Below are 11,992 nucleotides of genomic sequence, written 5' to 3'. Positions count from 1 at the left end.
GCAAGCGCATCAGGCAGGTATGCTTTGCCAGCACACCTGCCCCGCAGGTTCATTAACCGCGTGAACCTTTCATCAAATCACGTTTCATATCGATGATGTTCTGATAATCGGCAACGGTTGCCGGGCCGATGTGCTGAGCACCGCCCACCGCTTTAACAAAGCAACTGTGGTCTTCTTTATCCAGCTTCTTGATCGCAGCCACCAGCTTCTGTTTGAAGTCAGCGGGCAAGTTGTTGCTCACCAGGATTGGACCGTTCGGGATCAGCGGCGACTGCCAGATGATGCGGATTTTCTTCATCAGGTCAGGCTGGTCCATACGCATCATGCGGCCAAAGGCACCAGAGGTATAACCCTTGTCATAATCGCCGATCATTGAAGTCCAGGTTACAGCACCTTCAAACTGACCGTTCAGCACACCCAGGATGTCCTGCTCGTGGCCGCCAGAGAAGGTCACGCTGGAGAAGGTGTTGTTGTACTTGTCGTCAACCGTGCCACCAAACTCTTTCTTGAACGCCTGGTTTGGCATCAGGAAGCCAGAAGTTGAATCCGGATCGGCCATACCAAAGGATTTGCCTTTCAGGTCTTCCAGCTTTTTGTACGGGCTGTCTGCTTTCACGATCACCACAGAGTGATAACCCTGTGATCCGTCTTTGTCATCCACCACGATGCCGACCACGTCAACCGCTTTCGGGTTCTGCAGATAAACCGACGCATAAGATGCTGGAGACATGCTCAGCACCATATCAATTTTGTTACCCAGCAGGCCCTGAATCACGCCTGAGTAGTCAGACGAGTTGCGCATTTTGGTATCGACGTTCAGCTCTTTGTCGAAGAAATCTTTCACGCACTGGTTATCGCCGATCTGCTGAGTGGCGTTCTGTCCACCCAAAATCCCGAGGTTCAATTCTTTTGGTGCATCCGCTGCGTTAACGCCAAAAGTCATTGCAACAGTCAATAAAGCTAAAGAGGTCAGTTTCATTCGTGTTTTTTCTCTTGCCGTGGAAGTTAGTGGAGCTGGTTAATTTCGTCGCCGTACAGCTCATGCAGCAAGCCATCGGTCAACTGAGAAGGATGTCCGTCAAACAGCACTTTACCGCGCTGAATGCCGATAACACGGGTGCAGTACTGCTTCACCAGTTCAATCGAGTGCAGGTTCACCATGACGCTGATGCCCTGCTCACTCACCTGACGCAGCACATCCATGATGCGTTTGGTGTTTTTCGGATCGAGTGAGGCCACCGGCTCATCTGCCAGCAGAATGCGCGGGTTTTGCATCAGCGCACGGCAAATCGCCACGCGCTGCATCTGCCCACCTGACAGGTTCTCCGCACGCTGCAGCGCCTGCGGCAGCATGTTCATCCACTGCAGCAGCTCAATCGCCTGCGCGCGGTCCGCTTCGGAGAACACTTTGAAGAACGATTTCAGTGTTGAAGTCTGGCTCAGCCGCCCCAGCAGTACGTTGGTCAGTACATCCAGACGCGGCACCAGACAGAAATCCTGGAAAATCATGCCGCATTCGCTGCGCCATTCGCGCATCTGGCGGCTATTGAGCGTCACCACATCATGATCGGCTTCACCCTGACGATTACTGAGAATCGCACCCTGCGAAGCACTGATGGTGCCATTCAGCATATGTAACAGTGTCGATTTGCCTGCGCCTGAGCGACCAATCACGGCCACCAGCTCGCCCGCATGCAGATCGAAGCTGACATTATCCAGTACGCGGTTTTCGCCGTACGCCTTGCACAGTCCCTGCACCGACAGCACCTTGTTGCCTTGCCCGGCGTGCGGAACATAAGGATTGTCGATAACGGTTTTCAGTAATGCCTGTGCCATGTTGCACTCCATCTCTCTGAGGTCTTGATTGCCCGTTATTACGGGCAAATCCGATGAAGACTTAATGACAGTTAAATGATTAAACAGTGACACTGAGTGAGGAGCCGACCGTAATCGTCTGGCCGTCGGTGGCCGCCAGCACATTGTCAGGTAAGCGATTATTAAGCAACCAGCCATCCATCTCATGACTGAGGTGGATAAGCCACGCCTGGCGCGGTGCCAGCTGTTCAATAATCTGCAATGCGCGCGTCACATCGTTATGATTGCGTACGCTTTCTCGTGGCGGGTCATTGCAGTCAATCACCAGTTGATCCAGCGGTTGACCGTGAAGAAAATCTGCAGTGTCAGGTGGCAATCCACAGGTATCACAAAGCCAGGCGAGACGCGTACCCTGCCAGTCGAACAGGTAACCATAAGTGAGTTTTGAGTGCTGCAGCGGTAGAGGTGTTACCTGCAACGCACCAAAGCTATGAGGGACGAAAGGCGTGAGGGCAGAACGGAAATCCAGCAAACCAGGATGTTTAAACAGGTCATCGCAGCCCTTCTCATCCGGCGGTGCCCACACCGGAATCTGTTGACCTAATCCCCAACGTAAACTGAACAGTCCTGCCACATGGTCCATATGAAAATGGGTGAGCAAAATACGGCTCAGTTCACCGGGTCGAAAGCGCTGATGCAGGTCGTGGCGTCCGGCATCCAGCAATATACGCTCGCTGCCCGTGTCAATGAGTGCACTGGTCGCGGCACGTGCGCGCCTTGGCTCAAGACGTGCACGTTCGCAAGCGTGACAATCACAGCCAAACAGCGGCGCAGACTGCACGCCACCCGTACCGAGAAAAGTGAGTTTCATGGTGGATGCTCCAGCAATTGACGCAACCCGTTGAGGGTATCGCTGAGTGCGCCATCGTTATTGAGCGGATGGCAGTGCGCAGGCAGCGGTTCTGATGCGCGCGCCAGCCGTTGACGAATCTCCCCTTCACTTTCACGTCCGCGCTGCCGTAAGCGCATTTCCAGCACCGCCGGTGAAACGTGCAGCACCAGCGGCAACAGTTGTGTGCCGTATTGTTGCTCGACAATCGGCAGATGCAGACGCGAACCGTTGACCAGCACATTCAACCCGCGCGCCAGCCAGTGGTCGATCTCTTCTCCCAGCCCGTAGTAGAGGCCGTGTGCCTGCCAGCTGATGGCAAACAACCCCATGGCTTGACGACGCCTAAACTCAGCCTCGCTCAGCGCCACATGATTTTCGCCCCCGGCATCAGCCGGGCGCGTAATGTAGCGATGGGCGATCACCAGGTTATCTGGCGGCGCTTCGCGTAGCGCATTCAACAAACTGTCTTTACCCGAGCCCGAAGGCCCGGTGAGCCAGATCAGGCGCGCCATCAGAACACCAGCCTGCCCTGCGACCAGACGTGGCGAATGTGTGGATGCCCATGTTCGGTATGCGCCAGTACCAGGTCGGCACGCATGCCTTCGCCAATCACGCCGCGATCGTGCAAGCCAATGGCACGCGCCGGATGCCGTGTCACCAACGCGGCGGCCTGTGGCAACGTCAGGCTGTTGCGTTCATCTGCCACTAAGCGGAACACCGCGTCCAGCAAGCTCGCTGGGTAGTAATCCGATGACAGAATATCCAGCAGCCCATGGCTGGCCAGCTCCCAGGCTGCCACGTTGCCCGAGTGCGATCCACCACGCACGATATTCGGCGCGCCCATTAACACCTGCATACCGCACTCACGCGAGGCGCGGGCAGCCTCGATGGTGGTGGGGAACTCCGCAATGGTGCTGCCCACCTCATGCGATTCGGCCACATGTGCGGCAGTAGCATCATCGTGACTGGCAATCGGGATCCCCCGTGAACGGCACAGGCTGGAGATGGCGTTGCGGTTCGGTGTCGAGAACTCGGCAGCCAGTGCCAGTTGCTCACGTTCGAACTGATCCATCTGCTCATCATTCAACGAGTATTTGCCCTGGTAATAGGTGCGATACATCTCCAGCGAGGCGTATTGACGTTGGCCTGGCGAATGGTCCATCAGCGATACCAGTGACAGCTCAGGCGTGCTCATCAACTTTTCAAACAGCGGCAGCGTGGTGTTGTGTGGCAACTCACAGCGCAGATGCAGATGGTGGTCGACCCGGTTGATGCCTTTGCGGTTGCTGTCCTGAATGGCGTTGATCATTTTGCTCAGGTTCTCGAGGCGATGACCGCCATCACGCACATCGCCGACGCCAATCGCATCCAGCACCGTGGTAATGCCGCTGGCAACCATCAGGGCATCGTGGCTGCTCATTGCCGAGTGCGCGGGCCAATCCACTTTTGGACGCGGCGTGAAGAATTTGTCGAGGTTGTCGGTATGCAGCTCAACCAGTCCTGGTAACAGGAAGGCGTTTTCGCCATCCAGCGCACCAGGCAATTGGCTGGTGCTGTCGCTGAAACTGGCGATGCGACCATCGCGGATCTCCAGCGAACCGGCGACAACCTCATTTTCCAGCACCAGACGGACATTATTGACGATCATGCTTCTGCTCCTGTTTTAACCGGCTGCATGACGTGCAGGCGATCGGCCACGCGTGCGCGCACCGCTTCGTCATGGAAAATGCCCACAATAGCGGCGCCACGGGTGCGCGCCTGTTCAATCAATTCCACCACCGCTGCGCTATTCGCACTGTCGAGTGAGGCGGTGGGTTCATCCAGCAGCAGTACCGGATAATCCGCGATAAAACCCCGTGCGATGTTCACGCGCTGCTGTTCACCACCCGAGAACGTGGACGGCGCGAGTGACCACAAACGTTCAGGCACATTCAGCCTGGTCAGCAGGTCTTTGGCTCGCTTCTCGCAAAAAGCACGATCCACGCCGCGTTCGAGCAGAGGTTGCATGACGATTTCCAACGTGGGCACACGGGGAATAACGCGCAAGAACTGGCTCACCCAGCCAACAGTTTCGCGACGAATCGCCAAAATCTGCCGTGCGGGTGCCTGTGCCATGTCGATCCATGCGCCCTGATGTTGCAGCCAGATATGGCCGCTGTTGGCCTGATAGTTGCCGTACAGCGCGCGCAGCAGCGTGGATTTACCGCTGCCGGAACGACCGTGCAGCACCACACATTCACCGGCGCCGACCTCAAGATTGGCATCCTGCAGCACCGGCAGTTCAGCACCGCTCTGGTTGTGCAGCACGAAGGTTTTGCTAAGTTTCTCTACGCGCAATAAAGGTTGCATGTTGATGTCCTGATGAAGTTAAGCCAGCACCGATGAGACCAGCAGTTGCGTGTAAGGATGGTGCGGATCGTCCAGCACCCGGTCGGTAAGACCGCTCTCCACCACCTTGCCCTGCTTCATCACCAGCAGGCGGTGCGCCAGCAAGCGCGCGACGCCGAGATCGTGGGTGACGATCACCACCGCCAGATTGAGCTCGCGCACCAGCGTTCGCAGCAGATCCAGCAGTCGTGCCTGCACCGACACATCCAGACCACCGGTCGGCTCATCCATAAACACCAGCGTGGGTTGCGTCACCAGGTTGCGTGCAATCTGCAAACGCTGCTGCATACCGCCAGAGAAGGTGGTCGGCAAATCGTCGATGCGGTTGGCGGGGATTTCGACGTCCTGCAACCAGCGCATCGCCTCTTTACGGATGTCACCGTAATGACGCTGGCCGACGGCCATCAAGCGCTCACCGATGTTGCCTCCCGCCGTGACCTGCGGGCGCAATCCGTCCAGCGGATGCTGATGCACCACGCCCCATTCAGTGCGCAATAGACGTCGGCGGTCGCTCTCACTCAGTTGATAAAGGTCCTGAGCACGATAAAGAATGTTGCCCTGCTGCGGCGCTAAACGCGCAGACAGGCTGCGCAGCAAGGTGGTTTTGCCGGAACCCGACTCACCCACAATGCCCAAGACTTCCCCTGGATAGAGTTCAAAGCTGACGTCTTCAAAACCTTTGCCTGGCGCATAAAGGTGCGTCAGATTGTTGACCGCAAGCAGCGGCTGTTCACTGTGCATGTTGTTGTTCCTGCTGCTGGTGGCAAAAATCGGTATCGGAGCAGACAAACATGCGCGTACCGGCATCATCCATGACCACCTCATCGAGGTAGCTGTGGCGTGAACCGCACAGGGCACAGGGTTCATCCCAGCTTTGTACGGTGAATGGGTGGTCGTCGAAGTCGAGGCTTTCCACTTTGGTATAAGGCGGTAAGGCATAAATGCGCTTTTCACGCCCGGCGCCAAACAGCTGCAGCGCAGGCATCATGTGCATTTTCGGGTTATCGAATTTCGGGATCGGCGAAGGGTCCATCACGTAGCGATCGTTGACCTTCACCGGATAGGCATAGGTGGTGGCGATATGGCCGTAGCGGGCGATATCTTCATACAGTTTGACCTGCATGATGCCGTACTCTTCCAGTGCGTGCATGGTGCGGGTTTCCGTTTCGCGCGGCTCGATGAAGCGCAGCGGCTCAGGAATCGGCACCTGGAAAATCAGCACCTGATCTTCCTGCAATGGCGTCTCTGGAATGCGGTGACGCGTCTGGATCAGCGTGGCGTCTTTGGTGGCTTCGGTGGTGGCTGCCCCGCTGACACGCTGGAAGAAGCGACGGATCGACACGGCGTTGGTGGTGTCATCCGCGCCCTGGTCAATCACCTTCAGCACGTCGCTGTCGCCAATGATGCTGGCGGTGATCTGGATCCCGCCGGTGCCCCAGCCGTAAGGCATCGGCATTTCACGTCCGGCAAACGGCACCTGATAACCCGGAATCGCTACCGCTTTGAGGATCGCGCGACGAAGGGTGCGCTTGGTCTGCTCATCCAGATAGCCGTTGTTATAGCCGGTTAACTCACTCATCGTTTTGCTCCTGAACCTGTTCACGCAGCCGTTTCAGCAACTCCAGCTCCGCCTGGAAATCGACGTAGTGCGGCAGTTTCAGATGCGAAACAAAGCCCGCCGCTTCCACGTTGTCGGCATGCGACAGCACGAACTCTTCGTCCTGCGCCGGGCCGGCAATACGTTCGTTGTAATCGGGTGCTTGCAGAGCACGATCCACCAGTGCCATCGCCATCGCCTTACGCTCTGAACGGCCAAACACCAGCCCGTAGCCGCGCGTGAAGTGCGGCGCACCTTCGGTTTGCGTGGTGAAGCCGTTGACCATTTCACACTCGGTTAGCAGGATTTCACCGATATCAATCTCAAAGCCCAGTTCTTCCGGGCAGATCGACACGCTGAGATAGCCGGTACGGATTTCGCCAGCAAACGGGTGGTTGCGGCCATAACCGCGCTGCGTGGAGTAGCCGAGCGCCAGCAAGAAACCTTCGTCGCCGCGTACCAACTGTTGCAGACGTGCCGCGCGCGTGGCCGGATAGCCAGGCGGTTCACGCGTGATATCACAAGGCTCGCTGCCATCATCCTCTTCGCGCGCTGCCAGGCCCTCTCTGGTCATCATGCTGAACACATGCGGGCAGTGCTCTGGCAGCGCCTGATCGTCACGCGGTGCCGCCGGAGTTTCACCATTGGCCAGCAAGGTGAAATCGAGCAGACGATGGCTGTAATCGTAGGTGGGACCGAGCACCTGACCGCCCGGCAAATCTTTGTACACCGCCGAGATACGACGTTCGATGCGCATCTCATCGGTGTCCAGCGCCAGGCTGTCAGCCAGACGTGGTAGCGTCGTGCGATAGGCACGCAGCAGAAAGATCGCTTCGACCAAATCGCCGCTGGCTTGTTTAATGGCGAGTGCCGCCAGTTGGGGATCGTAGATACCGCCTTCGGTCATCACGCGATCCACCGCTAATCCCAGCTGCTGTGCGACCTGATCGCAACCGAGTTCGGCGATATCGCGGTCGCCACGGCGCAAATCAGCCTGTAGCTCATGAGCACTGGCTATCGCCTTCTCGCCCCCTTTCACCGCAACGTACATCAGCACACCTCCACGTCGGTAGTGCGTGGCAAGGCCATCATCGCTTCACCGCAGGTGAAAATCAGATCCACGCCCAGTGGGAACGGGTGCGGACGCTCGCGCAGATAGGTCAGAATGGCTTCGGGAAGCTGCGGGGCGATGGCACGTGACTCACGCAGGCCAGGACCAGACAGGCGCAGGGTTAAGCCGCCGTTGAGTGATGGCACTTCAATGATCAGTGTGGTGCTTTTTTCCGGTGACATATTGTCGCCCGGCGCAAACTGCGCGGGATCCGGATTGGATGCAGCATGCGTCAGGGCAAAGGGTGCATGGCGCTCTTCCACAATCGGCACACCGGTGTGAAAACGCAGGTTGTTACGCACGATTTCGCTATCAACACGACCATCCAGCCACAACGCACTCTCCTGATCCACCAGCGTCAGCAGTACCGCCGTTGCGGCAGGCGACAGGTCGCCCCAGCCCTGTTCCAGTGGCAGAGAGACCATCACGCCTGGCTCGCTCATCGCTTTAAGAATGCGGCGGAAGGCACGCTGTGAATCGGCAACCGGATGGTTAAAACTGGCGAGTAATGTCATGAGTTATCTCCGCGTACCAGCGTAAAGAAGTCCACTTTAGAGCTGGCGATTTCACGTGCGCGCAGCTGACGCTGCTCTTCACGCAGGGCCGCCAGCGGGGCAATTAATTTTTCCTGCAACAGCGCATGGGTTTCCGGCTGTTGCAGCAGCGCATCAATCACGGCGCAGCGTTCGGCATAGGCTTTATCGCGGCCCAGCACATAACTGAAACCGAGGGTGCCATCATGCAGTTTCACTACGGCACGCGTGACGGTGGCATCGCCCATCACGAAGCGTTTGCCGCTACCGCCCATGCGCGCCTGCAAACGGGTTAAACCGGTTTCGGCGGGACGAATCGCTTCAAATTGCGCTTTGAGGTGCAGCGACTGCCAGTGGGCATTTAGCTGGCTGGCTTCGCTGTGCGCGAGTACCGATAGCCAATGCTGGCGAGCGGTTTGCTGTTTCATTCATGCTCCAGAGTCAGTTCAATCATGTCGCCACGCGTCAGGCTGACGGAGTATTCCGCTACCTGACCGTCACGGTGTTTATTCAGGGTGCGCACGCACAGCAGCGGTGACTGCAGGTCAATCTCCAGCTGTTTACACTCTTTAGCCTGGGCGCGGCGGGTGCTGATTCGGGTTTGCGAACGCGTTAAATCGAGGCCAAGGTGCTGCTGCATAAAGTCATGCAGCGAGCCGTTCTGGAACTGCTGTATCGTCGGCCACCAGCTCAGTTCCGGCAGGAAGTGATTGATGACACACACCGGCACGCCATTCACGCGGCGCAGCGTGCGCAGATGAATCACGTTGTCGCCTTCATTAATGGCGAGCGCACTGGCCACATCGCCACTGGCGGGACGCAGCACCGCCAGCAGTCGCTCACTGGTGGGGTGGCTGCCCTGCTCCAGCAGGTTTTGGCTAAAGCGCGCCTGCGCATGTAAGGGGTAATCATAGGGACGCATCAGCACCAAAATGCCGACGCCGTGACGGCGTTGCAGCAGCCCTTTGTTCACCAGTTCGTCCACCGCGCGGCGCAACGTATGGCGGTTGACTTCATAGTGATCGGCTAACTGTTGTTCAGAAGGCAGATAGTCACCACAGCGATAACGCTCTTGCAGTGCCTGCTCCAGTTGGGCGGCGACCGCCTGATACACAGTGGTCGGATGTCTGGATATCTCCATCACGTTCAATACCTCATTCGCTATGGGTTGAGGAGCGCAGCGACAAGTGCTGCGAGATGGCGACTACAGTGCGCGAGCCAGATGACAGCGCCGTGACGGCTCAATGACGTGAGGATGAATTTGCTTTAGGGCAGCAGGATCGAAGCGAAACGGCTGTGGTTTTAATAAAAAATTTTTAACTGTTACCTTTGTGACAGTGTTCAAAAAATTATCGCTTATTTTCACAGCTTTATCGCTTCCCTTACAGGATGCAGCTTGCGTAAAGTCTGCTAACGTTATTAATGATCCCTCCTTGTTACGCGAACCCTAAAATGATTAACACAATCAAACTGTCCGACGGTTTTCGCCGCAATTTTGTACGGGAAGTTATTTTGCCGTTGGTGGCGATTTTAGTTTTAACCTTTGCCGGAGCAGGTGTTGGCTTGTTCTGGGGCACCTCGCTGAGCAATGAACAGGCTCGCGATCAACAGCAACGCATGATTGAGGCCTCCTTTAGCCAAAGTTTGAATGAACATTTGCGTCAGCTGCGCAGTTTGACTCGCTGGTCGCCTCTCGCGGACCAATTGGCATTGGGCGTACCGGATCAGAGCTGGTTAGATCAAAATATCGGCGGCTGGCTTTATGACATGTTTGACCACCAGTTGATTCTGCTGATGGATCGTAACAATCAGCCGCTGGCGATCTGGCGTGAGGGTAAACGCGTGCCCAGTGACAGCGTGGGGCAATACCTAAAAGACATGCTGGCCAGTCCGCTCGTGGTGAGCAGTGATGAAGTGGCGGGTCCCAGCGATCGCGCCGATTTCGTGCGCATTGGGCAACGTGCCACGGCCCTCGCTGTGGGCGATATCAGCAGCACACGTGAAGCAGGCCGCTATCGATTAGTCAGTATCAAATTCCTCGATGATGGCTATTTACGTAATCTGGCGGATCGCAGCCAACTGCAACAGCTGCATTTCAGCGATGGCGCACCGCAGCCTGGAACAGATGCACTCTACCAACTGAATTCACAGCAAGGCGATGCAGTGGGTTACCTGAGCTGGCTACCAGATAAACCCGGCGCGCAGATGCTGCGCATGCTCGGCCCTTCAACACTGTTATCCGTGGTGCTGATTACCCTGCTCTGCCTGTTTATGGTCAGGCGCATCTGGACCTCCTCTCTCAATCTGTCGCAATCGTTGCTTAAGCTCGGCGCCAGTGAGGCGCAGGCGCAGCATCTGGCTTTTCACGATGTGCTTACCGGCCTGCCTAATCGGGCACTGGTGGAAGATCGGCTGACCCAGGCGCTGGCTGCATCCGCCCGGCACGATCAACGTGTGGCGCTGCTGTTGCTTGATCTCGATCGCTTTAAAAACATCAATGATACCTATGGCCATCATGCGGGCGATGAGTTGATCATTGAGGTGGCGCGCCGCCTCACGCACATCTTGCGTGCCAGCGATACCGTAGGGCGCATCGGCGGGGATGAATTTATTGTGATGATGCCGGACGTCGATAACATCGGTCAGGTGCAGACGTTGGCAAAACGCATTATCAGTGAGCTGAGTGAAGCCTATGAGCTGCAAGGCAGCGAAGTGTGGGTTGGGGTCAGCATCGGGCTGGCGCTGGCCCCTAAAGATGGCATTGATCGTCTGGAGCTGATGCGTAAAGCGGACATCGCGCTGTATGAGGCAAAAAACAGTGGTCGCGGCCAGTATCGCCAGTTCGAAAAAGTGATGGATGAATCGCTGCGCACCCGCCAGCAGATGGCGACGGATTTACGTCAGGCGCTGGTCAATTTCGATGGCCTGCGCGTGTGGTATCAACCCCTGATGGAGATCAGCGGACAGCGAGTGGTGGGATTAGAAGCCCTGCTGCGCTGGCAGCATCCGGTGCGTGGTGATGTCTCGCCGGGTGACTTTATCGCCATCGCCGAAGAGACCGGGATGATCATTACGCTGGGCGAATGGGTGTTACGTGAAGCCTGTAAAACCTCACTGAAACTGCCGCAGGTGATTGTGGCGGTTAACGTTTCTCCCGTGCAGTTTCGCGCCAGTGGCTTTGTGGAGCGCATCGTTGAAATTGTGCGTGAAGAAGGCGCCAATCCACATCATATGGAACTGGAGATCACCGAAGGCGTATTGATTGAGGATGAGCACGAAGCACGCAACAACATCATCGCGCTGCGTGAGGCCGGTTTCCGCATTGCGCTGGATGATTTTGGCACCGGTTACTCCAGCCTTAACTATCTCAGCACATTCCCGGTCGACAAAATCAAGATTGATCGCTCCTTCACCCAATCGCTGGGCGTCGCGCAAAACTCTGCGGCAATCGTTGAATCCGTGGTGCGTCTGGGTCACGCCATGGGCTTAACCGTCACCGCCGAAGGAGTAGAAACCGAAGGCCAAAAGGTGGCGCTGGCCGATGCGGGCTGTAATCAGCTACAGGGATATCTGTTCAGCCAGGCCGTACCGTTTGAAGAGATTGAAAAGATGGTATAAATGCCCGGCGGGAGGAGCGTGTTCCGCCCTGCGGGCAT

At 56.8% G+C, this 11,992-nt stretch carries 13 protein-coding genes; 1 reads left to right on the top strand and 12 read right to left on the bottom strand.

What is annotated here, in order from left to right; genetic code table 11:
- Positions 1-52: 52 nt before the first annotated feature.
- The 12 genes from phnD to phnF form a co-directional block, all read right to left on the bottom strand.
- Positions 53-979 (bottom strand): phosphonate ABC transporter substrate-binding protein, encoded by a 927-nt coding sequence (phnD, locus tag LH22_RS10120; protein WP_034824564.1) that lies wholly within the window; start codon positions 977-979, stop codon positions 53-55.
- Positions 980-1,005: 26 nt separating this feature from the next.
- The gene (gene phnC, locus LH22_RS10115) at positions 1,006-1,836 is read right to left on the bottom strand and encodes a phosphonate ABC transporter ATP-binding protein (protein WP_038646258.1); all 831 of its coding nucleotides are present in this window, start codon (positions 1,834-1,836) and stop codon (positions 1,006-1,008) included.
- Positions 1,837-1,915: 79 nt separating this feature from the next.
- Positions 1,916-2,686: a phosphonate metabolism protein PhnP gene (gene phnP, locus LH22_RS10110; protein WP_038646257.1), complete on the bottom strand. Its 771-nt coding sequence runs from the start codon at positions 2,684-2,686 to the stop codon at positions 1,916-1,918.
- A complete protein-coding gene (gene phnN, locus LH22_RS10105) occupies positions 2,683-3,219 on the bottom strand; it encodes a ribose 1,5-bisphosphokinase (protein WP_038646255.1) in 537 nt (178 codons plus the stop codon). Before phnN ends, phnP begins: the two co-directional genes overlap by 4 nt.
- Complete coding sequence (gene phnM, locus LH22_RS10100) at positions 3,219-4,355, bottom strand: alpha-D-ribose 1-methylphosphonate 5-triphosphate diphosphatase (RefSeq protein WP_038646252.1); 1,137 nt, start codon at positions 4,353-4,355, stop codon at positions 3,219-3,221. The genes phnN and phnM overlap by 1 nt, the downstream gene beginning before the upstream one ends.
- Complete coding sequence (gene phnL, locus LH22_RS10095; RefSeq protein ID WP_038646250.1) at positions 4,352-5,056, bottom strand: phosphonate C-P lyase system protein PhnL; 705 nt, start codon at positions 5,054-5,056, stop codon at positions 4,352-4,354. Before phnL ends, phnM begins: the two co-directional genes overlap by 4 nt.
- A gap of 18 nt (positions 5,057-5,074) precedes the next feature.
- The gene (gene phnK, locus LH22_RS10090) at positions 5,075-5,836 is read right to left on the bottom strand and encodes a phosphonate C-P lyase system protein PhnK (protein ID WP_038646247.1); all 762 of its coding nucleotides are present in this window, start codon (positions 5,834-5,836) and stop codon (positions 5,075-5,077) included.
- A complete protein-coding gene (locus tag LH22_RS10085; protein WP_038646244.1) occupies positions 5,826-6,674 on the bottom strand; it encodes an alpha-D-ribose 1-methylphosphonate 5-phosphate C-P-lyase PhnJ in 849 nt (282 codons plus the stop codon). The genes phnK and LH22_RS10085 overlap by 11 nt, the downstream gene beginning before the upstream one ends.
- Positions 6,667-7,743, bottom strand: coding sequence for a carbon-phosphorus lyase complex subunit PhnI (locus LH22_RS10080; protein WP_038646242.1), 1,077 nt, complete (start codon positions 7,741-7,743; stop codon positions 6,667-6,669). The genes LH22_RS10085 and LH22_RS10080 overlap by 8 nt, the downstream gene beginning before the upstream one ends.
- Positions 7,743-8,318: a phosphonate C-P lyase system protein PhnH gene (gene phnH, locus LH22_RS10075; RefSeq protein WP_038646239.1), complete on the bottom strand. Its 576-nt coding sequence runs from the start codon at positions 8,316-8,318 to the stop codon at positions 7,743-7,745. Before phnH ends, LH22_RS10080 begins: the two co-directional genes overlap by 1 nt.
- Positions 8,315-8,764: a phosphonate C-P lyase system protein PhnG gene (gene phnG / locus LH22_RS10070; RefSeq protein ID WP_038646237.1), complete on the bottom strand. Its 450-nt coding sequence runs from the start codon at positions 8,762-8,764 to the stop codon at positions 8,315-8,317. The genes phnH and phnG overlap by 4 nt, the downstream gene beginning before the upstream one ends.
- Complete coding sequence (phnF, locus tag LH22_RS10065) at positions 8,761-9,477, bottom strand: phosphonate metabolism transcriptional regulator PhnF (RefSeq protein ID WP_038646235.1); 717 nt, start codon at positions 9,475-9,477, stop codon at positions 8,761-8,763. The genes phnG and phnF overlap by 4 nt, the downstream gene beginning before the upstream one ends.
- A gap of 311 nt (positions 9,478-9,788) precedes the next feature.
- Between phnF and LH22_RS10060 the strand changes: the two genes are divergently transcribed.
- A complete protein-coding gene (locus tag LH22_RS10060) occupies positions 9,789-11,954 on the top strand; it encodes a putative bifunctional diguanylate cyclase/phosphodiesterase (protein ID WP_038646233.1) in 2,166 nt (721 codons plus the stop codon).
- Positions 11,955-11,992: the final 38 nt, after the last annotated feature.

The sequence above is a fragment of the Pantoea rwandensis genome (assembly GCF_000759475.1).
Classification (GTDB): Bacteria; Pseudomonadota; Gammaproteobacteria; order Enterobacterales; family Enterobacteriaceae; genus Pantoea; species Pantoea rwandensis_B.
This window is presented reverse-complemented; position numbering and strand designations above follow the sequence as displayed.

Excerpts from the sequence above, each read along its gene's own strand:
- phnG (WP_038646237.1), bottom strand. The coding sequence starts at position 8,764 with ATGAAACAGCAAACCGCTCGCCAGCATTGGCTATCGGTACTCGCGCAC.
- phnL (WP_038646250.1), bottom strand. The coding sequence starts at position 5,056 with ATGCAACCTTTATTGCGCGTAGAGAAACTTAGCAAAACCTTCGTGCTG.
- LH22_RS10060 (WP_038646233.1), top strand. The coding sequence starts at position 9,789 with ATGATTAACACAATCAAACTGTCCGACGGTTTTCGCCGCAATTTTGTA.
- phnP (WP_038646257.1), bottom strand. The coding sequence starts at position 2,686 with ATGAAACTCACTTTTCTCGGTACGGGTGGCGTGCAGTCTGCGCCGCTG.
- phnC (WP_038646258.1), bottom strand. The coding sequence starts at position 1,836 with ATGGCACAGGCATTACTGAAAACCGTTATCGACAATCCTTATGTTCCG.
- LH22_RS10080 (WP_038646242.1), bottom strand. The coding sequence starts at position 7,743 with ATGTACGTTGCGGTGAAAGGGGGCGAGAAGGCGATAGCCAGTGCTCAT.
- LH22_RS10085 (WP_038646244.1), bottom strand. The coding sequence starts at position 6,674 with ATGAGTGAGTTAACCGGCTATAACAACGGCTATCTGGATGAGCAGACC.
- phnF (WP_038646235.1), bottom strand. The coding sequence starts at position 9,477 with ATGGAGATATCCAGACATCCGACCACTGTGTATCAGGCGGTCGCCGCC.
- phnH (WP_038646239.1), bottom strand. The coding sequence starts at position 8,318 with ATGACATTACTCGCCAGTTTTAACCATCCGGTTGCCGATTCACAGCGT.
- phnK (WP_038646247.1), bottom strand. The coding sequence starts at position 5,836 with ATGCACAGTGAACAGCCGCTGCTTGCGGTCAACAATCTGACGCACCTT.
- phnN (WP_038646255.1), bottom strand. The coding sequence starts at position 3,219 with ATGGCGCGCCTGATCTGGCTCACCGGGCCTTCGGGCTCGGGTAAAGAC.
- phnM (WP_038646252.1), bottom strand. The coding sequence starts at position 4,355 with ATGATCGTCAATAATGTCCGTCTGGTGCTGGAAAATGAGGTTGTCGCC.
- phnD (WP_034824564.1), bottom strand. The coding sequence starts at position 979 with ATGAAACTGACCTCTTTAGCTTTATTGACTGTTGCAATGACTTTTGGC.